The organism is Litoribacter populi (assembly GCF_007483685.1).
Classification (GTDB): Bacteria; Bacteroidota; Bacteroidia; order Cytophagales; family Cyclobacteriaceae; genus Litoribacter; species Litoribacter populi.
The window spans coordinates 1,133,501-1,156,207 of record NZ_VMKN01000001.1 but is presented as its reverse complement, the minus strand read 5'-3'; the positions used below and the strand labels follow the sequence as shown (position 1 = coordinate 1,156,207).

Here is a 22,707-nt window from a genome sequence, read left to right as displayed (position 1 = left end):
TAATTATTTTTTAGCAGCAGTTTTACCAGCTTTACGTCTAATCACTTCGCCTACGAAGCGAACACCTTTACCTTTGTAAGGTTCTACTTTACGTAGAGACTTGATTTTAGCGGCTACTTGTCCAATTAATTCTTTATCAATACTCTCTAGTGTAACAATTGGGTTCTTACCTTTTGGCGTTTCGGTTTTCACCGCTACGCTATCTGGAAGAGCGAAGTATATACTGTGCGAGTAACCAAGGGCTAATTCAAGAACCTGGCCTTGGTTGGTGGCTTTGTAACCTACACCTACTAGTTCTAACTCCTTCTTGTAACCATCAGTAACACCAACAACCATGTTGCTGATCAATGAACGGTACAATCCGTGAAGAGACTTGTGTCTCTTAGATTCAGTAGGACGAGTTACTACAACCTGGTTGTCTTCCACCTGCATGGTGATATCGGGATTCACATCCTGAGTCAGCGTACCTTTGGGACCTTTAACAGTGACAACGTTATGCGCTGACACGTCTACAGTAACACCCGCCGGTATATTTATTGGTTTTTTACCTATTCTAGACATAACGGTTTATTAATATACGTAACAAAGTACTTCTCCACCTATCCCCTCTGTACGAGCTTCTTTGTCGGTCATTACACCTTTGCTGGTGGAAACGATGGCAATACCCAAGCCGTTGATTACTCGTGGCATTTCATCATTCTTAACATATTTTCTCAAACCTGGCTTACTTACTCTCGATAGGTTTACAATTGCGTTTTGCTTAGTAGTAGGATTATACTTCAAAGCTATTTTGATAGAACCCTGAGGGCCATTTTCTTCAAATTTATAGTTTTGAATATACCCTTTGTCAAAAAGCACTTTTGTAATTTCCTTCTTGATGTTGGAAGCAGGTATCTCTACGATTCGATGAGAAGCCTTAATGGCATTTCTCAACCTGGTTAGATAATCAGCTATTGGATCAGTCATATTTATATAAGTCTAACTGCATGCCCTTACGGGCGTGCAAAGTTACACAATGATTCTTAGAATAAAAACTTTTGTCTGATTTTTACCAGCTCGCTTTAGTTACACCAGGGATCTTACCCGCAGAAGCCATTTCTCTAAAGGTAACTCTGTTGATACCGAATTTTCTCATGTAACCTTTAGGACGGCCAGTCAATTTACATCTGTTGTGCAATCTGACAGGAGAAGCGTTCTTAGGAAGCTTATCCAAAGCTTCATAATCACCAGCAGCTTTAAGTTCTGCTCTCTTCTTGGCGAACTTGGCTACAAGACGTTCTCTTTTTCTCTCACGAGCTTTTATTGACTCTCTTGCCATAATTATTCTTCTTTATTTTTGTTTACGAAAGGCATTCCGAAAGCTCTCAATAGAGCCAAGCTCTCTTCGTCAGTAGCAGCAGTGGTCACAAAAGTGATGTCCATACCAGTAATGCGGTTAACTTTCTCAATGCTGATTTCAGGGAAAATAATCTGCTCAGTTACACCCAAAGTGTAGTTTCCTCTTCCGTCGAAGCCTTTGTCAGAAATCCCTTTGAAGTCTCTTACCCTTGGAAGGGCTACAGAAATCAAACGGTCCAAGAATTCGTACATTTTATTACCACGCAAAGTAACTTTGGCGCCAATTGGCATGCCTTCTCTCAACTTAAAGTTGGAGATTGAAACTTTAGCGATGGTTGGTACAGCCTTCTGGCCAGTGATCAAAGAAAGTTCTTCAACTCCTTGATCTACCAATTTCTTGTCGGCAACTGCTGCACCGATACCTTTGTTGAGCACAATTTTGGTCAACTTAGGAACCTGCATTGCGGACTTATATTGGAATTTCTCCTTCAAAGCTGGAGCAATTTCCTTTACGTATTTATCTTTTACTCTAGGATTAGCCATTGATCACCTCCCCGGTTTTCTTAGAATACCTTACTAATTTACCATTTTCACCCGCTTTTCTTCCAGTTCTGGTGGCATCACCAGTTTTAGGATCTACAAGCATCAGGTTACTGATGTGAATGCCGGCTTCTTTCTTTTCGATGCCGCCTTGAGGATTGGTCGCTGATGGTTTGATATGTTTGGTTACCATATTCAATCCCTCTACAATCGCTCTTTTCTTCTCGCGGTTAACAGAAAGTACTTTACCAGTTTTACCTTTATCATCTCCGGCCAATACCTTTACGGTATCGCCAGTTCTGATATGCAATTTTGGTTGCTTATTAAATTTTCTTTCCATGATTACAATACTTCTGGTGCCAAGGATACGATCTTCATAAATTGCTTCTCTCTCAATTCTCTAGCTACTGGGCCAAAGATACGAGTGCCTCTTGGCTCGTCGTTGTTATTTAGAAGAACTGCTGCGTTATCCTCAAAACGGATATAAGAACCGTCTTTTCTTCTGATTTCTTTCTTTGTTCTAACAATCACCGCTTTGGATACGGTACCTTTTTTCATGTTGCTGGAAGAAAGAGCAGACTTTACAGTTACCACAACCTTGTCACCAATGCTAGCATATCTTTTCTTGGTGCCTCCAAGTACACGGATTACAAGCACTTCTTTAGCACCTGAATTGTCCGCTACGCCTAATCTGGATTCTTGTTGTATCATGATTATTTAGCCTTTTCTATAATTTCTACTAATCTCCAACGCTTATTTTTACTCAGCGGACGAGTTTCACTTATTTTTACAAGGTCGCCTGAGCCACACTCGTTGTTCTCGTCATGAACCATAAATTTGGTAGTTTTAGCAACAAACTTACCGTAGATAGGGTGCTTCACCTTTCTCTCAACGGCAACTGTTATGGACTTGTCCATTTTGTTGCTTACTACTTTTCCTATTCTTTCTTTACGTAGATTTCTCTCAGTAGTAGCCATCGATTTCTTATTTAGCTAGTTGTTTTGCTCTCAAAGAAGTCTTTAGTCTGGCTATCAACTTCTTGGTTTCTCTTATTTTATTCGGATTCTCTATTGGAGAAATGGCATGAGCGAAGCGCAATTTTGTCAAATTTTCTTGCTCAGCTGCAATACGCTCAGTGATTTCACTCTCGGAGAGTGCTTGGATTTCAGAGTTTTTCATAGTTGTGAATTATCCTACGTAATCTCTACGTACTACAAATTTTGTACTCACTGGAAGTTTCTGTTGTGCTAGACGAAGCGCCTCTTGAGCTACTTCTAAGCTTACACCGGTTGCTTCGAAAAGAATTGTTCCTGGCTTGATAACGGCTACCCAATACTCAGGTGCACCTTTACCTTTACCCATACGAACCTCTGCAGGTTTCTTCGTGATAGGCTTGTCAGGGAAAATTCTGATCCATACTTGACCTTCTCTCTTCATGGCTCTTGTCATAGCGATACGCGCCGCTTCAATCTGACGAGAAGTAATCCATCCTGGCTCTAGGGATTTGATGCCAAAGTTCCCGAAAGAAAGCGTATGCCCTCTTTGCGCGATGCCTTTGACACGGCCCTTTTGCATTTTTCTATATTTAGTTCTTCTTGGCTGTAACATGATTTCTCACTTATCGGTGAAAATTAGTTATTTCTCTTTCTTCTCTTAGGTCCGCCTTCTCTTCTACGGCCGGCATCTCTTCTTCCGCCTTTACCTTCATTGGCTACTCCGGCATTTGGAGAAAGATCTCTCTTTCCGTATACCTCACCTTTAAAGATCCAAACTTTGATTCCGATGATTCCGTAGACAGTTGCAGCTTCTGATAATGCATAATCGATATCTGCTCTCAATGTATGCAAAGGAATTCTTCCTTCTTTGTACATCTCAGATCTCGCCATCTCAGCACCGCCCAAACGTCCAGAAAGTTTGATTTTGATTCCTTCGGCTCCTACTCTCATGGTAGCGGCAATAGATTGCTTCATCGCTCTTCTGAAAGATATACGGGCTTGAAGTTGTTGAGCTATAGATTCCCCTACCAACTTTGCATCAAGTTCAGGACGCTTGATCTCAAAAATATTGATCTGCACATCCTTGTCGGTAAGTTTTTTCAGCTCTTCTTTTAATTTATCGACTTCTGCGCCTCCTTTACCGATCACCACACCTGGACGAGCTGTATGGATAGTCAGGGTGATTCTCTTAAGGGTTCTTTCGATAATTACCTTTGATATGCCGCCTTTAGGGATACGGGCATATACATATTTTCTTATTTTTTGGTCTTCATATAGCTTGTCGGCAAAGTCTCTGCCGCCGTACCAGTTAGAATCCCAACCTTTAACGATACCAAGTCTAAAACCTATCGGGTTTACTTTTTGTCCCATAGTCTGATCTTAATTAGAATTATCTTTAGTTTCTACTTCACCAGCGGTCTCCACAGTGTTGATCGCATCAACTACCAAGGTTACATGGTTTGATCTTTTACGAATCCTGTGGGCCCTTCCCTGAGGAGCAGGTCTTAGTCGCTTCAACATACGACCGCTGTCTACCATGATAGTCTTGATCACTAGATCTGCATCTTCCAATTTGGTATCAGGGTTTTTGGCTTGCCAGTTGGCTATAGCAGAAAGTAGAAGTTTCTCTAATCGAATAGCACCATGGTTAGGTGTAAACTTCAATATGCTTAGTGCCTGTCCCACTCTCTTGCCTCTAACTAGGTCAGCTACTAGACGCATTTTTCTAGGTGAGGTAGGAACATTATTTAATCTTGCTACTGCTTCCATGATTATCTCTTTCCTTTATCTTTTTTGGCAATGTGACCTCTAAAGTTTCTTGTAGGGGCAAATTCACCAAGCTTGTGACCTACCATGTTGTCGGTTACAAATACTGGAATGAATTTATTACCGTTATGCACAGCAAAGGTATGGCCTACAAAATCCGGAGAGATCATCGATCTTCTGGACCAGGTCTTGATTACAGACTTCTTTCCAGACTCGTTCATCACGTCTACCTTCTTGAGGAGGTGATGCTCGATATAAGGACCTTTTTTTAATGAACGTGCCATAGTTATTTAGATCTTTTACTGATAATAAACTTATTTGAATACTTTTTAGGAGACCTGGTCTTTTTACCTTTAGCAAGCAAACCAGTTCTTGAACGTGGGTGTCCACCTGATGAACGACCTTCACCACCACCCATTGGGTGATCCACAGGGTTCATCGCTACACCTCTTGTTCTAGGACGTCTTCCCAACCAGCGGTTTCTACCAGCTTTTCCTAACACTACGTTCATGTGGTCAGAATTTGAAACAGTACCTACTGTTGCCAAGCATACACCTAGTACCAATCTCATTTCGCCAGATGGCAATTTGATAGTCACATATTTACCCTCACGGGCTACAATCTGAGCATAGCTACCAGCTGATCTAGCCATCGCTCCACCTTTACCAGGCTTAAGCTCAATGTTGTGAACTATGGTACCCAATGGAATATTTGTCAGTTGCATGGTGTTTCCTACTTCTGGGGCAACACTCTCTCCGGAAATCACTGTTTGTCCAACTTGCAAACCTTCCGGAGCAATAATGTAAGCCTTAGCACCGTCTACGTAGTATAGCAAAGCCAAACGAGCTGTCCTGTTTGGATCATACTCAATAGCTTTTACTACTGCCGGTATACCGAATTTGGTACGCTTAAAATCTACGACTCTAAGTCTTCTCTTGTGACCACCACCCATATAGCGGGCTGTCATCTTACCTACATTATTTCTACCACCTGATTTTTTCAACGGAGCCAATAGAGATTTCTCTGGCGTCGACTTGGTAATCTCGTCAAACGCTGGAGCTACTCTGAATCTGGTTCCAGGAGTTACAGGTCTTAATTTTTTAACTGCCATGATTTAATTCAATTAAACTTCTCCGTAAAAATCAATTACTTCTCCTTCGGCTACTTGTACAATCGCCTTCTTGAAGGCATTGGTGTAACCGGATACGATCTTCGACTTGGTGTATCTTGTCTTATGCTTCGCAGCATATCGCATAGTCCTTACATCGACTACCTTTACACCAAACATTTTCTCTACGGCTTTTTTGATTTCTGGCTTCTTAGCAGTTTTCTCCACGATGAACCCGTATACACCACGTTCATTCATAGCAGAAATCTTTTCCGTAATCAAAGGCTTCTTTAGTATATCCATTGTATTACTTCGATAAAATGTTTTCTAACTTACTTACAGCGTCTTCACAGAAAACAACAACGTCAGCGTGTAGCAGCTCGTAAGTATTTACGTCATCTACTGTGATCACCTTTGTCTTAGGCAGGTTTCTGCTTGATAAGTATACATTCTTGTTGCCTTCAGGAAGGACTACAAGTGATTTCTTATCTGTCAAAGATAGGCTAGAGAGTAAAGAGATAAAGCTCTTTGTCTTTGGAGCGTCAAATGACAAGTTCTCCAAAACAGAAAGATTGTTCTCCTGAGCTTTGTAAGAAAGCGCAGACTTTCTAGCTAACTGCTTCAATTTTTTATTCAATTTGAAAGAGTAGTTTCTTGGTCTTGGACCGAAGATTCTACCACCTCCTCTAAACACAGGCGATTTGATGGATCCTGCTCTGGCGCCACCTGTACCTTTTTGCTTTTTGATCTTTCTTGTTGATCCGGCTATCTCAGCTCTTTCTTTGGATTTGTGCGTTCCCTGTCTTTGGTTAGCCAAATACTGCTTAACATCCAAGTAGATCGCATGATCGTTTGGCTTGATGCCAAAAATATCATCCGAAAGGCTTACCTTTCTACCTGTGTCTTCACCGTTATGTTTTAATACTACTAATTCCATTTTCTTACTTCTCTAGAATAACGAAAGAATTTTTTGGACCAGGGACAGAGCCGCTTACCAGGATCAAGTTCTTTTCAGGATAGATTTTAAGTACTTTAAGGTTTACTACCTTCACTCTGTCTCCACCTGTTCTACCGGCCATTCTCATACCCTTGAATACTCTCGAAGGCCATGAACATGCACCAATTGAACCAGGGTGTCTTGCTCTGTTGTGCTGACCGTGAGTCTGCCCACCAACACCGGCAAAACCATGACGTTTTACAACACCTTGGAAACCTTTACCTTTTGAAGTACCGATAGCATCCACGAAGTCACCCTCGATGAATACTTGTTCTGTTTTTACAGTTTTTCCAAGATCAACTTGACCTTCAAACTCTACCCTGAAATCTCTGAATTCAACAACTTTCTGCTTTGGCGTAGTGCCGGCCTTTTTAAAGTGCCCCACTAGTGGCTTAGGAGTGTTTTTCTCCTTACGCTCACCGAATGCCAACTGAACAGCGTTGTACCCGTCTGTTTCAACATTTTTTACTTGCGTCACTACGCAAGGACCAGCTTCTATTAGCGTGCATGCGACGTTACGCCCATCGGCACTAAAAATGCTAGTCATTCCTACTTTTTTACCTATTATTCCAGACATCTTCTGTTATATAATATAATATTTCCACAAGTATCCACACACTTGTGCCCTAAGGGACTGCAAAGTTAGTAATTTAAAACCAGCCAGCAAATTACAACTCAAATATTTTCAAACATTTACGCAATATTCCCGTATATATAAACTTGAGCCTATTCGTTTGGGGTAGAAGTAATTATTTCAGGCTGCTCAAAATAAAAGAAAAAACCCACCCGCCGAGGCGGATAGGTTTTAAAGTTCATTTCGTATCAGGAGGATCAAACTTTGATCTCTACATCCACTCCACTTGGCAATTCGATTTTCATCAAGGCATCTACAGTTTTTGAGCTGTTGGAATAGATATCCACCAATCTCTTGTAGGTGCAAAGCTGAAACTGCTCACGCGCTTTCTTGTTAACGTGTGGAGACTTAAGAACAGTGAATTTTTCTTTCTTAGTAGGCAATGGAATTGGACCTACCACTACTGCTCCTGTAGATTTTACAGCTTTCACGATCTTCTCTGATGACTTGTCCACCAGGCTGTGATCGTAAGACTTAAGTTTTATTCTTATTTTCTGATTCATGTTCTAATTAGTTTAGGCTTTCTCTCCTTTTACTTTAGCAATAACTGCTTCTGCAATGTTATTTGGAACCGGCTCATAATGAGAGAAGGTCAAAGAAGCAGTTGCTCTACCTGAAGTAATTGTTCTAAGGTCAGTGATGTAACCGAACAATTCTGACAAAGGCACAGAAGCTTTGATTACAGAGGAAGTACCTTTGGTATCCATACCTTTCATCAAACCTCTTCTTCTGTTCAAGTCACCTGTGATAGGGCCTGTATATTCGTCAGGAGACACTACGTCTACAGCCATGATTGGTTCCAAAAGTTGTGGCTTGGCTTTCTTGGCAGCTTCTTTGAAACCGATTCTTGCAGCTAGTTCAAAAGAAAGAGCATCTGAATCGACATCGTGGAAAGATCCATGGAACAGTCTTACTTTCATACTTTCAACAGGGTAACCTGCCAAAGGACCGTTTTTCATTGATTCAGCAAAACCTTTCTGGATAGCAGGAATGAATTCTTTAGGAATCACACCACCTACGATACCATTCACAAAGTCAAGTCCTGGCTTGATTTCTCCTGTTTCAGGATCTGGATCTTTAGGTCCAAGTTCAAATACGATATCGGCAAATTTACCTTTACCACCTGATTGCTTTTTATAAACCTCTTTGTGTTCAACATTACCATACAAAGCTTCTTTGTATGCCACTTGAGGAGCACCTTGGTTGATCTCAACCTTAAATTCTCTCTTCAAACGGTCAATGATGATATCAAGGTGAAGCTCACCCATACCTCGAAGGATAGTCTGACCAGTTTCGTGATCAGTGTTAACCTGTAGAGTAGGATCTTCTTCTACTAGCTTGGCGATAGCCATACCTAGCTTGTCCACATCAGCCTGAGTTTTAGGCTCGATAGCGTATCCGATTACCGGCTCAGGGAAAATCATGGATTCCATTACCACTTTACGCTTTTCGTCGCAAAGGGTATCACCCGTTTTGATATCTTTGAAACCTACTACAGCACCAATATCACCAGCTTCCAATCTGTCGATTTGATTCTGCTTATTAGCGTGCATTTGGAACACTCTAGAGATACGCTCCTTATTTCCTGACCGTGTATTGTATATATACGAACCGGAATCTAATTTACCTGAATACGCTCTTACAAAGCAAAGACGACCTACGAATGGATCGGTTGCAATCTTGAACGCCAAGCCAGTGAAAGGCTCATTTACATCCGGCTTTATCAATACTTTCTCTTCTGAATCTAGTTCAGTGGCATAAAGATCAGTCTTTTCCATTGGAGATGGTAACAATTCCATCACCAAGTCAAGCATCGTCTGAACACCTTTATTTTTGAAAGAAGATCCACATACCATTGGCACAATTTTCATGTCAATAGTAGCCGCTCTAAGGGCAGCAAGGATTTCTTCTTCTGTAATTGAATTTGGATCTTCGAAGAATTTCTCCATTAAAGACTCATCATAATCGGCTACCGCCTCTAATAGATGCTCTCTCCACTGGGCAACTTCTTCCTTCATATCCTCTGGAATAGGAACTTGCTCGAAAGTCATCCCAAAGTCCTCTTCATTCCAAATGATAGCTCTGTTATTGATCAAATCAACAACACCTCTAAATTTGTCTTCAGAACCGATAGGAAGCTGCAAAGGAACTGCATAGCTACCTAACATTTCTTTTACTTGCTTACAAACTTCAAGGAAGTTTGCACCTGCACGGTCCATTTTGTTAACGAAACCGATACGGGCAACTTTATAGTTATCAGCCAAACGCCAGTTAGTCTCAGACTGTGGCTCTACGCCGTCCACTGCACTGAAAAGAAAAACCAACCCATCAAGAACTCTCAATGATCTATTTACCTCTACGGTAAAATCTACGTGACCTGGAGTATCGATTACGTTGATCTGGTATTTTTTATCTCTATAATCCCAAAAAACAGTAGTCGCAGCTGAAGTAATTGTAATTCCTCTTTCTTGCTCCTGTGCCATCCAGTCCATGGTAGCCGCACCATCGTGCACCTCACCAAGTTTATGACTCACACCTGTGTAGAAAAGGATACGCTCTGTCGTAGTAGTTTTACCGGCATCAATGTGCGCAGCAATACCAATGTTTCTAGTGTATTTTAAGTCTCTAGCCATTTTGTATATTAGAATCTAAAGTGTGAGAATGCTTTGTTGGCTTCTGCCATTCTATGCGTGTCATCTTTCTTCTTCACAGCAGCGCCTTCGCCTTTGGAAGCAGCCATGATCTCACCGGCAAGCCTATCCATCATTGTCTTCTCACCTCTTTTTCTGGAATAAGTGATCATCCACTTGATTCCTAGTGAAGTCTTCCTTTCAGGTCTCACTTCCATGGGCACCTGGAAAGTAGCTCCCCCAACTCTACGACTCTTCACCTCTACAGCTGGAGTTATATTGTTAAGCGCTTTCTTCCAAAGCTCAAGACCGTTCTCACCTGTTTTGTCTTCTACTTTCGCTACTGCGTCGTAGAAGATTTTGTAAGCAATACTCTTCTTCCCGTCTACCATAAGGCAGTTCACAAATTTTGTCACCAAAGTATCATTAAACTTCGGATCAGGAAGAATATATCTCTTTTTTGGTTTCGCTTTTCTCATTATTACGTAATGTTAAAATATGAATTATTTTTTAGCGGCCTTAGGACGCTTAGCACCGTACTTAGAGCGACCTTGCTTACGGTCTTTAACTCCTGAAGTATCCAATGCACCTCGAATGATGTGATAACGCACACCTGGAAGATCCTTCACACGACCACCTCTGATCAACACGATAGAGTGCTCTTGCAAATTGTGACCTTCACCTGGAATATAAGCGTTAACTTCTTTTCCATTCGTCAACCTAACCCTAGCCACCTTTCTCATCGCTGAGTTTGGTTTCTTTGGAGTAGTAGTGTACACTCTTGTACACACACCCCTACGCTGAGGGCACGCATCCAAAGCTCTCGACTTGGATTTGGTCTCAAGGGTATTTCTACCTTTTCTTACTAACTGCTGTATAGTAGGCATTAACTGATTAAATTTAGTTTTTCCTTACTTTTTTAAACTGATTTTTGGACTGCAAAGGTAATCAAATCGTTAAAACTAACAAAATTAAAGAGTTATATTTTATTTGTCTTAACTAACTACTCCCCTCATCCTTACTAATTGTATTAGGCCTCCCCTGCGGTGCCGCCAAAATTCATCGGAAAGGAAGGAGCTTCATTTCCGGAATCTATCTTGCCAAAAGAGGCTTCGTATTTTTCAATATTTTCCCGCAAAGCAGTCAAAAGCCTCTTGGCATGGTCAGGAGTCATGATGATCCTGGATTTGACCTTAGCTTTTGGAACCCCCGGCATCAACCTGATGAAATCAACTACAAACTCCGAATTGGAGTGAGCAATCATGGCCAAATTAGCATATATTCCTTCCGCCACTTCTTCCGGAAGTTCTACGTTGATCTGCTGATCTTGGGGCAATTTTTCGTCTGAATCCATATTTACATAATTAAAAAAGGCCTGTTGTGAGACAGGCCTTTTAAGTTTTAGATTGCTATTACTTTATAGTCTCTTTGGATTTTCTGGTAGACTTCTCCTTTTCAGTAGAAAGTCTTTCGTAATCCTCTTGAGAACCTACAATTACATCTTTGAATCTTCGCTGGCCGGTACCTGCTGGGATCAAGTGACCCACGATCACGTTTTCTTTCAAGCCCAAAAGCTCGTCACGCTTGCCTCGTATGGCCGCTTCACTCAATACCTTGGTAGTTTCCTGGAAGGATGCTGCAGAAATAAAGCTTTCCGTACCCAAAGAAGAGGCAGTGATACCTTGTAGAGTAGGCTTAGAAACTGCTGTTTCAGCATCTCTTACCTGTACAAGTTTCAAGTCTTTTCTCTTCAAGCTTGAATTCTCATCTCTAAGCCTTCTTGTAGTGATAATCATACCAGGCTTCAAGCTACTGCTATCACCAGCTTCCATTACCACCTTCTTATCCAAGATGTTATCATTTTCTTCTCTGAAAGCCCACTTGTCCACAATCTGACCTTGTAGGAAACCAGTATCTCCAGCATCAAGAATTTCAACTTTCTGCATCATCTGGCTAACAATCACCTCAATGTGCTTATCGTTGATTTTCACACCCTGAAGACGGTATACCTCCTGGATTTCATTCACAAGGTACTCCTGTACTGCAGTAGGCCCTTTGATAGAAAGGATATCATTTGGAGTGATGGCACCATCTGACAACGGCTCACCAGCTCTGATAAAGTCATTCTCCTGAACAAGGATGTGCTTGGATAGAGACACCATGTATCTCTTCTTAACGCCATCTTTGGACTCAATGAAGATTTCTCTATTACCACGCTTGATCCCACCATAAGTTACCACACCGTCGATTTCAGAAACTACAGCCGGGTTGGATGGGTTTCTTGCCTCAAACAATTCAGTAACTCTTGGAAGACCACCGGTGATATCTCTTGTTTTACCAACAGACCTAGGAATCTTCACAAGGATTTGACCAGCCTTCACTTTTTCACCTTCTTCTACAGATAAGTGAGCGCCCACTGGAATATTGTAAGACTTCGTCTCATCACCATAGTTTACCACTACAGCTGGGTTCTTCGTCTTATCCTTTGTTTCTATAATTACTTTTTCTCTATAACCAGTCTGCTCATCGGAAACTTCCTTATAAGTTACCCCCTCAATGATGGCGTCAAAGGCAACCTCACCGTCAAACTCAGAAAGTATCACGGCATTGTATGGATCCCAAGTACATAGAGAATCTCCTTTAGAGATCTTCTGCCCCTCTACTACGTTCAAGAGAGCACCATAAGGTACGTGGTTAGTCACCAATGTTTTGCCAGTCTTGACATCATTGATCTTAACCTCACCGGATCTACCCATTACAATATTAACAGATTCACCGTCTTTGTTGGTAGTATTGATCCATCTCAACTCTTCCTCAAATTCGATGATACCATCAAACTTAGCAGGGATGCTTGCCTCAACAGAGATGTTGGAAGCAGTACCACCCACGTGGAAGGTTCTCAAAGTAAGCTGTGTACCTGGTTCACCGATCGACTGGGCAGCAATTACACCAACAGACTCACCTGTTTGTACAATATTGCCAGAAGTCAAGTTTCTACCATAACACTTGGTACATACACCTCTTCTAGTCTCACAAGTCAATACAGACCTGATCTCCACCTCTTCGATAGCTGATTCGTCAACTCTTTTAGCAAGTTCATCAGAGATTTCCTCACCACCAGTCAATACCAACTCATCTGATAGTGGATCATACACATCGTGTACAGATACTCTACCTACAATTCTTTCAGATAATGGTTCAACGATCTCGTCATTGTCTTTCAAGGCTTCAACCACTAGACCTCTCAAGGTACCGCAATCCTCTTCGGATACGATCATGTCCTGAGCCACATCCACAAGACGACGGGTCAAGTAACCCGCATCAGCAGTTTTCAAGGCTGTATCGGCAAGACCCTTACGGGCACCGTGAGTAGAGATAAAGTACTCCAATACATCTAGACCTTCCTTAAAGTTGGAAAGAATCGGGTTTTCGATGATTTCACCTACTGACCCTTGAAGGTTTTTCTGCGGCTTAGCCATCAGCCCCCTCATACCACCCAACTGTCTAATCTGCTCTCTAGAACCTCTGGCTCCAGAGTGCATCATCATGTAAATAGCGTTGAATCCTTGCTTATCCTCTTCCATTTGCTTCATCAAGATGTTAGTCAAATGGGAGTTGGTTCTCGTCCAGATATCAATTACCTGGTTATATCTTTCATTATCGGTAATAAGACCCATCAAGTAGTTGTTCCATACTTGGTCAACTTCCTCTTTGGCTTTCGTAATCAACGGTTCTTTTTCATCTGGGATAATAACATCGTTAAGACCCATTGATAGACCACCTTGATAAGCCATTTGGAAACCTAGGTGCTTGATATCATCAAGGAATTGGGCACTTCGTGCAATACCACAAATCTTCACAACTTCACCGATAATCTGTTGAAGTTTTTTCTTAGTCAATAGTTCATTAACAAAACCTACCTGCTCAGGCACAAATTGGTTGAAAATCAACCTACCCGCAACAGTTTCAATGATCTTATTTTCAAGTTCACCGGCTTCGTTTCTGGTGCTTACCTTACATTTGATGAAAGCATGCTGAGAAATTTTGCCCTCATTCAAGGCAATGATCACATCCTCCTCACCGTAGAAGGTCATCCCTTCACCGGCAACAACTTCCTCTTCCGTAGAGCGCTTACCTTTGGTTACATAATACAGACCCAAAACCATATCTTGAGAAGGTACAGTAATAGGAGCACCGTTAGCCGGGTTAAGGATATTATGGGAAGCCAACATCAAAGTAGATGCTTCCAAAATAGCTTCATGCCCTAGTGGGACGTGAACAGCCATCTGGTCACCGTCAAAATCGGCGTTGAATGCTGTACATACCAATGGGTGAAGCTGGATCGCCTTACCTTCGATAAGTTTAGGCTGGAAGGCCTGGATACCCAATCTGTGAAGTGTAGGAGCACGGTTTAGCAGTACAGGGTGTCCTTTCAATACGTTTTCAAGAATATCCCATACTACAGGATCTTTTCTGTCTACAATCTTCTTAGCGGATTTTACAGTCTTTACAATACCTCTTTCGATCAGTTTTCTGATGATAAACGGCTTGAAAAGCTCTGCTGCCATGTTCTTAGGCAGACCGCACTCATGAAGCTTCAATTCAGGACCTACTACGATAACCGAACGACCGGAGTAGTCGACCCGCTTACCCAACAGGTTTTGACGGAAACGTCCTTGCTTACCTTTCAACATGTCGGAAAGGGACTTCAACGCTCTGTTTCCATCAGATCTCACTGCATTGACTTTTCTTGAGTTATCGAAAAGTGAATCCACAGCTTCCTGAAGCATTCTTTTTTCGTTTCTCAAAATCACCTCAGGAGCTTTGATATCGATTAGTCTTTTAAGACGGTTATTTCTGATGATCACCCTTCTGTAAAGATCATTCAAATCAGATGTGGCAAATCTACCACCGTCCAAAGGAACCAAAGGCCTCAATTCTGGTGGGATTACCGGCACCATTCTCACCACCATCCACTCAGGACGGTTTTCGATTCTGGTTCTGGCATCTCTGAACGCTTCCACTACTTTCAGCCTTTTCAAAGCTTCCGCTTTTCTTTGCTGAGAGGTATCGGTAGCCGCCTGGTGTCTCAAGCTATAGGAAAGATCATCAAGATCAAGTCTTGCCAATAACATTTCGATAGCTTCAGCACCCATTCTGGCGATGAATTTATTTGGATCATGATCATCGAGTTGCTGATTTTCTTTCGGCAACTTGTCCATGATATCCAAGTATTCGTCCTCAGTCAAAAAGTCTAAATACTGCAATCCGTCTTCGGCTTTCACACCTGGCTGGATTACGGCATATCTTTCATAATAAACAATCTGGTCCAATTTCTTGGTTGGAAGACCAAGAAGGTAACCTATTTTGTTAGGCAGGGATTTGAAGTACCAAATATGTGCAACTGGAACCACCAACTCTATGTGGCCCATTCTTTCCCTTCTTACCTTCTTCTCAGTAACTTCCACACCACAACGGTCACAGATGATACCTTTATATCTTATGCGCTTATATTTACCACAATGACATTCCCAGTCTTTCACAGGACCGAAAATACGCTCACAGAACAACCCGCCCATTTCAGGCTTATAGGTTCTATAGTTGATCGTTTCCGGCTGGGTCACTTCACCATGCGAGCTATCCAAAATGGATTCTGGAGAAGCTAAACTAATAGTGACTCTGGAAAAGTCGTTGTTTAGTTTTTTATTTTTTCTGAAAGCCATAATTTATTTGTGAGTATGTTAAGGGCCTCGCGGCCCGTTTTTTCAAATTAATCCAAGGTGATTTCTAGAGCAAGACCTCTAAGCTCGTGAACCAATACGTTGAAGGATTCCGGAATATTTGGTTTCGGAAGGTTTTCCCCTTTAACAATTGCTTCGTAAGCCTTGGCCCTACCGATTACATCATCGGATTTCACGGTCAGAATTTCTTGAAGTACATGAGAAGCACCAAAGGCTTCCAATGCCCACACTTCCATCTCCCCGAATCTCTGGCCACCAAACTGGGCTTTACCACCCAATGGCTGCTGAGTAATCAATGAGTATGGCCCAATAGATCTGGCGTGCATCTTATCATCCACCAAGTGACCTAATTTCAACATATAGGCGACCCCTACAGTTACTGGCTGATCAAACTTCTTACCTGATAAACCATCATATAGGTATGTTCTACCGAAGGATGGCAAACCTGCCGCATCTAGTTCAGTAGCCACTTCCTCCATGGTAGCCCCATCAAAGATTGGAGTCGCATACTTCTTATTAAGCTTCTTACCAGCCCATGCCAATACTGTTTCGAAGATCTGACCTATGTTCATCCTAGATGGAACACCTAGTGGGTTCAATACGATATCCATCGGAGTACCGTCTTCCAAGAATGGCATGTCCTCATCTCTTACGATTTTAGCCACGATACCTTTGTTACCGTGACGGCCGGCCATCTTATCACCTACTTTTAGTTTTCTTTTCTTGGCAACATATACCTTGGCCAATTGAACGATTCCTGCTGGAAGCTCATCCCCTACCTCATGAGTGAACTTGTCACGCTTGAAAATACCGGAGATTTCATTTCTTGTGTTGGTGTAGTTTTTCACCAACTGCTGAATCAACGAATTGGTGTGCGCATCATCAGTCCAATCATCAAGAATGATATCAGAAATCAAGTTAGCTTCCTCAGGAACATTGTAGTTAGACTCATCCCTGTAAGGATTCTTAGCAGGGAATAAGTTTTGATCAATGTTCTTATGGTTGAACTTAACCCCTTTACTGATAATCTCATCACCAAACTTATGCTTAACTCCCTGAGAAGTCTTTCCTTCAAGAAGCGTAACCAATTTATTGATCATCTTGGCTCTTACTCCAAGAAGATCTTTAGAATATTGGTTTTTAAGCTTTTCAACTTCAGCTTTAGATTTGGCTCTTAAGTCTTTATCTTTCTTAGGTCTGCTGAACAATTTGGTATCGATTACCACACCATTCAATGATGGAGAGGCTTTCAATGAAGCATCTTTAACATCACCAGCTTTATCCCCAAAGATCGCTCTAAGAAGCTTCTCTTCAGGAGTCGGATCAGTTTCACCTTTAGGAGTGATCTTACCAATGATGATATCCCCTTCTTTTAGCTCAGCACCGATTCTGATAATCCCGTTTTCATCAAGGTTTTTAACCGCCTCTTCTGATACGTTTGGAATCTCAGAAGTCAATTCCTCTTCACCCCTCTTCGTGTCTCTAACTTCTAACTGGAATTCTTCGACGTGAATGGAAGTAAAGATATCTTCTCTTACAACTCTTTCGGAAATTACAATGGCATCCTCAAAGTTGTAACCTTGCCATGGCATGTAAGCCACTTGTAGGTTTTTACCCAAAGCAAGTTCTCCTTGATTGGTTGAATAACCTTCCACCAACACTTGACCTTTCACTACCTTTTGGCCTTTCAGAACCAAAGGAGTCAAATTGATTGTCGTGTCCTGGTTGGTTCTTCTGAACTTGATCAGGTCGTATGTTTTATATTCGTCACTGAAGTTGACCATAAGCTCATCTTCAGTTAATTCATATTTAATGATGATTTGTCTTGCATCAACATAGTCAACCACACCGTCAGCCTCTGCAATGACCAAAGATCTAGAGTCAACAGCAGCTTTTGCTTCAAGGCCGGTACCTACGATAGGCGATTCAGCTTTCAACAATGGTACTGCTTGACGTTGCATGTTTGATCCCATCAAGGCACGGTTGGCATCATCATGCTCCAAGAATGGAATCAAGGATGCAGCCACTGATACAATCTGGTTTGGTGCAACGTCCATGTAGCTGATTTCATTTGGCTCCAACACTGGGAAGTCACCTTCAAATCTAGCTTTTACTCTCTCGTTGATAAAGTTTCCAGAATCATCAAGTGGAGCGTTCGCTTGTGCAATGTTGTTGTCATCTTCTTCTTCAGCAGTCAAGAATACAATATCTTCTGCATTCATGGAAACCTTCCCTTCCTTCACCTTTCTATAAGGAGTCTCAAGGAAGCCCATGGAGTTCACTTTAGCATGAACACATAGTGAGGAAATCAAACCAATGTTTGGACCTTCAGGTGTTTCAATAGTACAAAGACGACCGTAGTGAGTGTAGTGAACATCACGAACCTCAAAACCGGCTCTTTCCCTTGAAAGACCACCTGGACCCAATGCAGACAACCTTCTCTTATGGGTCAACTCCGCTAGCGGGTTGGTCTGATCCATAAACTGAGAAAGCTGGTTGGTCCCAAAGAATGAATTAATAACTGAAGATAGCGTTCTAGCGTTGATCAAATCAACCGGCTTGAAATCTTCGTTATCTCTTACGTTCATTCTTTCACGGATAGTTCTAGCCATTCTGGCAAGACCTACACCGAACTGGCTATACAATTGTTCACCTACGGTTCTAACTCTCCTGTTACTCAAGTGATCAATATCATCGACTACAGCTTTAGAGTTGATTAGACCGATTAGATATTTCACAATGTTGATGATATCTTCGGTGGTCAACACAATCTTGTCTGAAGCGATGTCCAGTCCAAGTTTCTTGTTGATTCTATATCGTCCCACTTCTCCCAAGTCATAACGCTTGTCAGAGAAGAAAAGACCATGAATAACCTCACGGGCAGTAGCCTCATCAGGTGCTTCAGTATTTCTTAGTTGTCTATAGATAACTTCTACCGCTTCTTTTTCAGAGTTGGAGTTATCTTTCTGCAGGGTATTGTAGATGATGGAATAATCAGCCACGTTCACATCTTCTCTATGAAGGATGATGCTCTTCGCGCCAGATTCCAAGATCAATTCTATATCCTCGTCAGTAAGGATGGAATCTCTCTCTAACAATACCTCATTTCTGTCGATTGAAACTACCTCACCAGTATCCTCATCCACAAAATCTTCCACCCAGGTTCTCAATACACGGGCAGCCAACTTTCTACCGCTTACCTTTTTCAAGGCCGCTTTAGTAGAAGGCACTTCTTCAGAAAGACCGAACAAGTCCAAGATTTGCTTATCAGAGCCGTATCCGATTGCTCTCAACAATGTCGTAACCGGGAATTTCTTCTTACGGTCAATGTAAGCATACATCACATTATTGATGTCGGTAGCAAATTCAATCCAAGACCCTTTGAATGGTATGATTCTGGCTGAATATAGTTTGGTACCGTTGGTATGTTTACTTTGAGCGAAGAATACGCCTGGAGACCTATGCAATTGGGATACAATTACACGCTCGGCACCGTTAATAACAAAGGAGCCTTTTTCGGTCATGTAAGGAAGGTTTCCTAAGAACACTTCTTGTTCGATTGTTTCAAAATCCTCGTTGTCCTCATCAGAGCACAATAGACGAAGTTTTGCTTTCAACGGAACAGAATATGTAAGCCCTCTATCAATACTTTCGGAGACGTTGTATTTTGGAGGATCTACCGCATAGTCAATAAATTCAAGGGTGAAATTTTCTCTAGAATCACTAATAGGGAAATTCTCAGAAAACACCTTGAAAAGACCGTCCTGTCTTCTTTTTTCAGCTGGAGTATCTAGCTGAAAGAAATCTTTGAAAGATTGAAGCTGGATATCTAGGAAATCCGGATAGTCTTTGACTACCTTAATAGATGAGAAACTTTTCCTTTCGGGTTGGTTCTGGATAGCCAAGGCAGTATATGTTTATAGTGATAATTTATAACCAAATGCGACAATTATCGCTTAGAATAGTGCAATTTTCAAACTGCGCACAAACAGGAAAAGACCTGACTATACAGTCAGGTCTAACTTTTTAACCTTTACCTCTTGGGTGAAAGGTCAATAAGATTATTTAAGCTCAACTTCAGCTCCAGCTTCTTCTAGTTGCTTTTTAAGCGCCTCAGCTTCGTCTTTAGTAACACCTTCTTTAACAGCTTTAGGTGCGCTATCAACTACTTCTTTAGCCTCTTTAAGACCAAGACCAGTCAATTCTTTAACAAGCTTAACTACAGCAAGTTTTTGTCCACCAGCAGCTTTCAAGACTACGTCAAAAGAAGTTTTTTCTTCTTCTCCAGCACCTTCACCAGCTCCACCACCAGCTACCATCATTGGAGCAGCAGCAGCAGGTTCGATACCATACTCGTCCTTCAAAATAGTGGCTAATTCACTTACTTCTTTAACAGTCAAGTTAACTAACTGCTCAGCGAATGCTTTAAGATCTGCCATTGTATTATTATTTTAATTGATTGTTTTTAAACTAATTGATTTGATGATATTTTAAGATTCTCTTTCAGAAAGAGTTTTAACAAGTCCTGCAAGTTTATCCTGACCGCTCTTAAGCGCAGAGATAACGTTTTTGGCAGGTGATTGAAGCAAGCCAATAACTTCTCCAAGTAGCTCCTCCTTAGATTTAAGGGTTGACAACATTTCAAGGTTTTGTTCACCTATGAAAACATCGCTGTCAATGGAAGCACCTTTGAATACAGGTCTTGTTTCTTTCTTACCTAATTTCTTTCTGAAATCCTTAATGATTCTTGCAGGAAGATTTGAAGTCTCAGTAGAGAACATGATTCCTGAAAAACCTTTAAGCGTTTGTGCCGAGAAATCGGTGTAGTCAGTGTCAAGGTTTTCCAACGCCTTATTGATAAGCGTATTTTTATAAACCCTGTATTCTACTCCTTTTTCAAAACACATTCTTCTGAAAGCATTTACCTGAGCTACACTGAAACCTGATGCATCTGTAATATAGAAATGCGGAGTTTCTTTTAATTTCTCGGTAAGACTTTCGATTACTACTTGTTTTTCCTCTCTAGTCATAATTATATACCTTGAATACTCCCTTTATCTATATCAATACCAGGAGACATTGTGCTAGACAAATGTATACTCTTGAAATATGTACCTTTAGAAGACGCAGGCTTTAACTTAGAAATGGTAGCAATAAGTTCCCTTACGTTGTCCTGAATTTGCTCAGGTCCGAAGGATACCTTACCCACGCTTGCGTGAATGATACCAAATTTGTCTACTTTAAAGTCGATCTTACCGGCCTTAACTTCTTTTACTGCTTGCCCTACATTGAGAGTCACAGTACCTGATTTAGGGTTAGGCATCAAACCTCTTGGTCCTAAGACTCTACCTAACCTACCTACTTTCGCCATTACGTTAGGCATAGTGATGATGACATCTACGTCAGTCCATCCGCCTTCGATTTTAGCAATATAGTCATCCAGTCCAACATAGTCCGCTCCAGCTTCTTTAGCTTCCTCTTCCTTTTCAGGAGTACAAAGCACAAGAACTTTAACGTCCTTGCCTGTACCGTGAGGTAACGCCACTACTCCTCTTACCATCTGATCTGCTTTACGTGGATCAACACCCAAACGGATGTCAAGATCTACTGAAGCATCAAACTTGGTAGTAGTGATGTCCTTCACAATTGAAGAAGCGTCAGCCAGGGAGTACTGTTGGCTTGGGTCGTATTTAGAAAGAGCTTCTTTTTGCTTTTTTGTTAACTTAGCCATTTTTTAAAATTTATTCCTCCCAAGGAGCTTTCCCTGAAACTGTGATTCCCATACTTCTGGCAGTACCTGCGATCATTTTCATGGCAGATTCTACTTTGAAAGCATTCAAGTCAGGCATTTTCACCTCGGCAATTTCCTTAACTTGATCCCAGGTAACTGAGCCCACTTTCTTCCTGTTTGGCTCTGATGAACCACTCTTGATCTTAGCCGCCTCGATCAGCAGGTTAGCTGCTGGAGGAGTTTTTACGACAAAGTCAAAAGACTTATCCGAATAAATCGTGATAAGAACCGGAACAACTTGACCCATTTTTTCCTGAGTTCTAGCATTGAACTGCTTACAGAACTCCATGATGTTCAAACCCTTGGAACCAAGGGCCGGACCAACCGGAGGAGATGGATTTGCCTGGCCACCTTTAACCTGTAATTTCAGATAACCAGTAATTTCCTTAGCCATTTCCTAGTCTAGTTTTTCTACTTGCATAAAGTTTAATTCGACAGGTGTGTTCCGACCGAAGATCTTGACCATAACATTCAATTTCTTCTTGTCTTCAAACACCTCTTCTATTGTACCCTGGAACCCACTGAAAGGACCATCCATTACTTTTATGGTCTCTCCAACTATATATGGGGTATCCAATTTCTCGGCAAACTCATCCACGTCCTCAACACGACCTAAGATCCTGTTGATTTCTGTCTGGCGTAATGGTTCAGGGGTTTTGGAAGCTCCCCCTGCGTTTGACCCTAAGAAACCGATAACTCCCGGAATACTTGTAATTACGTGATTAGCTTCACCATTGGTAATATCCGCATGGACCAAAACGTAACCCGGGAAATAATTCCTCTCCCTTACTCGCTTCTTACCATTGCGCATTTCGTAAACTTTCTCAGAAGGTATCAAAACCTCAGGAATAAATTCCTCAAGTTTCTGCCTGGCAATCTCGTTGTCTAAATATGTTTTAGCTTTCTTCTCTTGCCCTGCTACCACTCTAAGTACGTACCATTTATGTTCAGCCATCCGTAACTTTTATTCTCAATTAAAATAAATCGTAAAACCATGTCATGAGATTCTCGAAGCTCAGATCAATCACACCGATTACCAGTGCAAAAATCAAAGACGCTACAAGAACCAATACAGCACTATTCTGCAATGAAGAGTATGTAGGCCAAGTAACCTTGTTCTTCATCTCGTCTATTGACTCAACTACAAAATTCTTAACATTCATGAT

General features: G+C 41.5%; 29 protein-coding genes. All 29 read right to left on the bottom strand.

The window, feature by feature from the left end:
- Nucleotides 1-3: 3 nt before the first annotated feature.
- Nucleotides 4-561 (bottom strand): 50S ribosomal protein L6, encoded by a 558-nt coding sequence (gene rplF / locus FPL27_RS04880; RefSeq protein WP_143960018.1) that lies wholly within the window; start codon nucleotides 559-561, stop codon nucleotides 4-6.
- Nucleotides 562-570: 9 nt separating this feature from the next.
- Nucleotides 571-966 (bottom strand): 30S ribosomal protein S8, encoded by a 396-nt coding sequence (gene rpsH, locus FPL27_RS04875; protein WP_143960017.1) that lies wholly within the window; start codon nucleotides 964-966, stop codon nucleotides 571-573.
- An 82-nt stretch (nucleotides 967-1,048) separates the two neighbouring features.
- Complete coding sequence (gene rpsN / locus FPL27_RS04870) at nucleotides 1,049-1,318, bottom strand: 30S ribosomal protein S14 (protein ID WP_143960016.1); 270 nt, start codon at nucleotides 1,316-1,318, stop codon at nucleotides 1,049-1,051.
- Between the two features lie 2 nt (nucleotides 1,319-1,320).
- Nucleotides 1,321-1,881 carry a 50S ribosomal protein L5 gene (gene rplE, locus FPL27_RS04865; RefSeq protein ID WP_143960015.1) on the bottom strand — a complete coding sequence of 187 codons (561 nt, stop codon included), beginning with the start codon at nucleotides 1,879-1,881 and terminating at the stop codon, nucleotides 1,321-1,323.
- Nucleotides 1,874-2,218, bottom strand: a complete 345-nt coding sequence (gene rplX / locus FPL27_RS04860; protein ID WP_143960014.1) for a 50S ribosomal protein L24 — start codon at nucleotides 2,216-2,218, stop codon at nucleotides 1,874-1,876. Before rplX ends, rplE begins: the two co-directional genes overlap by 8 nt.
- A gap of 2 nt (nucleotides 2,219-2,220) precedes the next feature.
- Nucleotides 2,221-2,589: a 50S ribosomal protein L14 gene (gene rplN / locus FPL27_RS04855; RefSeq protein WP_009183371.1), complete on the bottom strand. Its 369-nt coding sequence runs from the start codon at nucleotides 2,587-2,589 to the stop codon at nucleotides 2,221-2,223.
- Between the two features lie 2 nt (nucleotides 2,590-2,591).
- On the bottom strand, nucleotides 2,592-2,855 hold the full coding sequence (gene rpsQ, locus FPL27_RS04850) for a 30S ribosomal protein S17 (protein WP_143960013.1): 264 nt from the start codon (nucleotides 2,853-2,855) through the stop codon (nucleotides 2,592-2,594).
- 7 nt (nucleotides 2,856-2,862) lie between these two features.
- Nucleotides 2,863-3,057, bottom strand: coding sequence for a 50S ribosomal protein L29 (gene rpmC, locus FPL27_RS04845; protein ID WP_143960012.1), 195 nt, complete (start codon nucleotides 3,055-3,057; stop codon nucleotides 2,863-2,865).
- A 9-nt stretch (nucleotides 3,058-3,066) separates the two neighbouring features.
- On the bottom strand, nucleotides 3,067-3,486 hold the full coding sequence (rplP, locus tag FPL27_RS04840; protein ID WP_143960011.1) for a 50S ribosomal protein L16: 420 nt from the start codon (nucleotides 3,484-3,486) through the stop codon (nucleotides 3,067-3,069).
- A gap of 23 nt (nucleotides 3,487-3,509) precedes the next feature.
- Nucleotides 3,510-4,244: a 30S ribosomal protein S3 gene (rpsC, locus tag FPL27_RS04835; protein WP_143960010.1), complete on the bottom strand. Its 735-nt coding sequence runs from the start codon at nucleotides 4,242-4,244 to the stop codon at nucleotides 3,510-3,512.
- 9 nt (nucleotides 4,245-4,253) lie between these two features.
- The gene (gene rplV / locus FPL27_RS04830) at nucleotides 4,254-4,643 is read right to left on the bottom strand and encodes a 50S ribosomal protein L22 (RefSeq protein ID WP_143960009.1); all 390 of its coding nucleotides are present in this window, start codon (nucleotides 4,641-4,643) and stop codon (nucleotides 4,254-4,256) included.
- 2 nt (nucleotides 4,644-4,645) lie between these two features.
- A complete protein-coding gene (rpsS, locus tag FPL27_RS04825) occupies nucleotides 4,646-4,924 on the bottom strand; it encodes a 30S ribosomal protein S19 (RefSeq protein ID WP_008203028.1) in 279 nt (92 codons plus the stop codon).
- 2 nt (nucleotides 4,925-4,926) lie between these two features.
- The gene (gene rplB / locus FPL27_RS04820; protein ID WP_143960008.1) at nucleotides 4,927-5,751 is read right to left on the bottom strand and encodes a 50S ribosomal protein L2; all 825 of its coding nucleotides are present in this window, start codon (nucleotides 5,749-5,751) and stop codon (nucleotides 4,927-4,929) included.
- 12 nt (nucleotides 5,752-5,763) lie between these two features.
- Nucleotides 5,764-6,051: a 50S ribosomal protein L23 gene (gene rplW, locus FPL27_RS04815; RefSeq protein WP_143960007.1), complete on the bottom strand. Its 288-nt coding sequence runs from the start codon at nucleotides 6,049-6,051 to the stop codon at nucleotides 5,764-5,766.
- A 4-nt stretch (nucleotides 6,052-6,055) separates the two neighbouring features.
- On the bottom strand, nucleotides 6,056-6,685 hold the full coding sequence (gene rplD, locus FPL27_RS04810; RefSeq protein ID WP_143960006.1) for a 50S ribosomal protein L4: 630 nt from the start codon (nucleotides 6,683-6,685) through the stop codon (nucleotides 6,056-6,058).
- 4 nt (nucleotides 6,686-6,689) lie between these two features.
- Nucleotides 6,690-7,322, bottom strand: coding sequence for a 50S ribosomal protein L3 (gene rplC / locus FPL27_RS04805; RefSeq protein WP_143960005.1), 633 nt, complete (start codon nucleotides 7,320-7,322; stop codon nucleotides 6,690-6,692).
- 254 nt (nucleotides 7,323-7,576) lie between these two features.
- Nucleotides 7,577-7,882 carry a 30S ribosomal protein S10 gene (rpsJ, locus tag FPL27_RS04800; RefSeq protein WP_014020620.1) on the bottom strand — a complete coding sequence of 102 codons (306 nt, stop codon included), beginning with the start codon at nucleotides 7,880-7,882 and terminating at the stop codon, nucleotides 7,577-7,579.
- Nucleotides 7,883-7,894: 12 nt separating this feature from the next.
- Nucleotides 7,895-10,012 carry an elongation factor G gene (fusA, locus tag FPL27_RS04795; protein ID WP_143960004.1) on the bottom strand — a complete coding sequence of 706 codons (2,118 nt, stop codon included), beginning with the start codon at nucleotides 10,010-10,012 and terminating at the stop codon, nucleotides 7,895-7,897.
- 8 nt (nucleotides 10,013-10,020) lie between these two features.
- Entirely contained in the window at nucleotides 10,021-10,488 is a 468-nt protein-coding gene (gene rpsG / locus FPL27_RS04790; RefSeq protein WP_143960003.1) for a 30S ribosomal protein S7, read from the bottom strand.
- A 24-nt stretch (nucleotides 10,489-10,512) separates the two neighbouring features.
- Nucleotides 10,513-10,896: a 30S ribosomal protein S12 gene (rpsL, locus tag FPL27_RS04785; protein WP_143960002.1), complete on the bottom strand. Its 384-nt coding sequence runs from the start codon at nucleotides 10,894-10,896 to the stop codon at nucleotides 10,513-10,515.
- A gap of 143 nt (nucleotides 10,897-11,039) precedes the next feature.
- Complete coding sequence (locus FPL27_RS04780) at nucleotides 11,040-11,363, bottom strand: DUF3467 domain-containing protein (RefSeq protein WP_143960001.1); 324 nt, start codon at nucleotides 11,361-11,363, stop codon at nucleotides 11,040-11,042.
- A 58-nt stretch (nucleotides 11,364-11,421) separates the two neighbouring features.
- Complete coding sequence (gene rpoC / locus FPL27_RS04775) at nucleotides 11,422-15,732, bottom strand: DNA-directed RNA polymerase subunit beta' (RefSeq protein WP_143960000.1); 4,311 nt, start codon at nucleotides 15,730-15,732, stop codon at nucleotides 11,422-11,424.
- A gap of 47 nt (nucleotides 15,733-15,779) precedes the next feature.
- On the bottom strand, nucleotides 15,780-19,655 hold the full coding sequence (gene rpoB, locus FPL27_RS04770) for a DNA-directed RNA polymerase subunit beta (RefSeq protein WP_143959999.1): 3,876 nt from the start codon (nucleotides 19,653-19,655) through the stop codon (nucleotides 15,780-15,782).
- A gap of 156 nt (nucleotides 19,656-19,811) precedes the next feature.
- Nucleotides 19,812-20,189 carry a 50S ribosomal protein L7/L12 gene (gene rplL / locus FPL27_RS04765; protein WP_143959998.1) on the bottom strand — a complete coding sequence of 126 codons (378 nt, stop codon included), beginning with the start codon at nucleotides 20,187-20,189 and terminating at the stop codon, nucleotides 19,812-19,814.
- Nucleotides 20,190-20,240: 51 nt separating this feature from the next.
- Nucleotides 20,241-20,780: a 50S ribosomal protein L10 gene (gene rplJ, locus FPL27_RS04760; protein ID WP_143959997.1), complete on the bottom strand. Its 540-nt coding sequence runs from the start codon at nucleotides 20,778-20,780 to the stop codon at nucleotides 20,241-20,243.
- Nucleotides 20,781-20,782: 2 nt separating this feature from the next.
- The gene (gene rplA, locus FPL27_RS04755) at nucleotides 20,783-21,481 is read right to left on the bottom strand and encodes a 50S ribosomal protein L1 (protein WP_143959996.1); all 699 of its coding nucleotides are present in this window, start codon (nucleotides 21,479-21,481) and stop codon (nucleotides 20,783-20,785) included.
- Between the two features lie 10 nt (nucleotides 21,482-21,491).
- Nucleotides 21,492-21,935, bottom strand: a complete 444-nt coding sequence (gene rplK, locus FPL27_RS04750) for a 50S ribosomal protein L11 (protein ID WP_143959995.1) — start codon at nucleotides 21,933-21,935, stop codon at nucleotides 21,492-21,494.
- A 3-nt stretch (nucleotides 21,936-21,938) separates the two neighbouring features.
- On the bottom strand, nucleotides 21,939-22,496 hold the full coding sequence (gene nusG / locus FPL27_RS04745; protein WP_143959994.1) for a transcription termination/antitermination protein NusG: 558 nt from the start codon (nucleotides 22,494-22,496) through the stop codon (nucleotides 21,939-21,941).
- A gap of 19 nt (nucleotides 22,497-22,515) precedes the next feature.
- A complete protein-coding gene (gene secE, locus FPL27_RS04740; RefSeq protein ID WP_143959993.1) occupies nucleotides 22,516-22,704 on the bottom strand; it encodes a preprotein translocase subunit SecE in 189 nt (62 codons plus the stop codon).
- Nucleotides 22,705-22,707 lie beyond the last annotated feature (3 nt).

What these genes read in the sequence shown, in the direction of transcription:
- rplF (WP_143960018.1), bottom strand. Translation starts at nt 561, where the DNA reads ATGTCTAGAATAGGTAAAAAACCAATAAATATACCGGCGGGTGTTACT.
- rpsH (WP_143960017.1), bottom strand. Translation starts at nt 966, where the DNA reads ATGACTGATCCAATAGCTGATTATCTAACCAGGTTGAGAAATGCCATT.
- rpsN (WP_143960016.1), bottom strand. Translation starts at nt 1,318, where the DNA reads ATGGCAAGAGAGTCAATAAAAGCTCGTGAGAGAAAAAGAGAACGTCTT.
- rplE (WP_143960015.1), bottom strand. Translation starts at nt 1,881, where the DNA reads ATGGCTAATCCTAGAGTAAAAGATAAATACGTAAAGGAAATTGCTCCA.
- rplX (WP_143960014.1), bottom strand. Translation starts at nt 2,218, where the DNA reads ATGGAAAGAAAATTTAATAAGCAACCAAAATTGCATATCAGAACTGGC.
- rplN (WP_009183371.1), bottom strand. Translation starts at nt 2,589, where the DNA reads ATGATACAACAAGAATCCAGATTAGGCGTAGCGGACAATTCAGGTGCT.
- rpsQ (WP_143960013.1), bottom strand. Translation starts at nt 2,855, where the DNA reads ATGGCTACTACTGAGAGAAATCTACGTAAAGAAAGAATAGGAAAAGTA.
- rpmC (WP_143960012.1), bottom strand. Translation starts at nt 3,057, where the DNA reads ATGAAAAACTCTGAAATCCAAGCACTCTCCGAGAGTGAAATCACTGAG.
- rplP (WP_143960011.1), bottom strand. Translation starts at nt 3,486, where the DNA reads ATGTTACAGCCAAGAAGAACTAAATATAGAAAAATGCAAAAGGGCCGT.
- rpsC (WP_143960010.1), bottom strand. Translation starts at nt 4,244, where the DNA reads ATGGGACAAAAAGTAAACCCGATAGGTTTTAGACTTGGTATCGTTAAA.
- rplV (WP_143960009.1), bottom strand. Translation starts at nt 4,643, where the DNA reads ATGGAAGCAGTAGCAAGATTAAATAATGTTCCTACCTCACCTAGAAAA.
- rpsS (WP_008203028.1), bottom strand. Translation starts at nt 4,924, where the DNA reads ATGGCACGTTCATTAAAAAAAGGTCCTTATATCGAGCATCACCTCCTC.
- rplB (WP_143960008.1), bottom strand. Translation starts at nt 5,751, where the DNA reads ATGGCAGTTAAAAAATTAAGACCTGTAACTCCTGGAACCAGATTCAGA.
- rplW (WP_143960007.1), bottom strand. Translation starts at nt 6,051, where the DNA reads ATGGATATACTAAAGAAGCCTTTGATTACGGAAAAGATTTCTGCTATG.
- rplD (WP_143960006.1), bottom strand. Translation starts at nt 6,685, where the DNA reads ATGGAATTAGTAGTATTAAAACATAACGGTGAAGACACAGGTAGAAAG.
- rplC (WP_143960005.1), bottom strand. Translation starts at nt 7,322, where the DNA reads ATGTCTGGAATAATAGGTAAAAAAGTAGGAATGACTAGCATTTTTAGT.
- rpsJ (WP_014020620.1), bottom strand. Translation starts at nt 7,882, where the DNA reads ATGAATCAGAAAATAAGAATAAAACTTAAGTCTTACGATCACAGCCTG.
- fusA (WP_143960004.1), bottom strand. Translation starts at nt 10,012, where the DNA reads ATGGCTAGAGACTTAAAATACACTAGAAACATTGGTATTGCTGCGCAC.
- rpsG (WP_143960003.1), bottom strand. Translation starts at nt 10,488, where the DNA reads ATGAGAAAAGCGAAACCAAAAAAGAGATATATTCTTCCTGATCCGAAG.
- rpsL (WP_143960002.1), bottom strand. Translation starts at nt 10,896, where the DNA reads ATGCCTACTATACAGCAGTTAGTAAGAAAAGGTAGAAATACCCTTGAG.
- FPL27_RS04780 (WP_143960001.1), bottom strand. Translation starts at nt 11,363, where the DNA reads ATGGATTCAGACGAAAAATTGCCCCAAGATCAGCAGATCAACGTAGAA.
- rpoC (WP_143960000.1), bottom strand. Translation starts at nt 15,732, where the DNA reads ATGGCTTTCAGAAAAAATAAAAAACTAAACAACGACTTTTCCAGAGTC.
- rplL (WP_143959998.1), bottom strand. Translation starts at nt 20,189, where the DNA reads ATGGCAGATCTTAAAGCATTCGCTGAGCAGTTAGTTAACTTGACTGTT.
- rplJ (WP_143959997.1), bottom strand. Translation starts at nt 20,780, where the DNA reads ATGACTAGAGAGGAAAAACAAGTAGTAATCGAAAGTCTTACCGAGAAA.
- rplA (WP_143959996.1), bottom strand. Translation starts at nt 21,481, where the DNA reads ATGGCTAAGTTAACAAAAAAGCAAAAAGAAGCTCTTTCTAAATACGAC.
- rplK (WP_143959995.1), bottom strand. Translation starts at nt 21,935, where the DNA reads ATGGCTAAGGAAATTACTGGTTATCTGAAATTACAGGTTAAAGGTGGC.
- nusG (WP_143959994.1), bottom strand. Translation starts at nt 22,496, where the DNA reads ATGGCTGAACATAAATGGTACGTACTTAGAGTGGTAGCAGGGCAAGAG.
- secE (WP_143959993.1), bottom strand. Translation starts at nt 22,704, where the DNA reads ATGAATGTTAAGAATTTTGTAGTTGAGTCAATAGACGAGATGAAGAAC.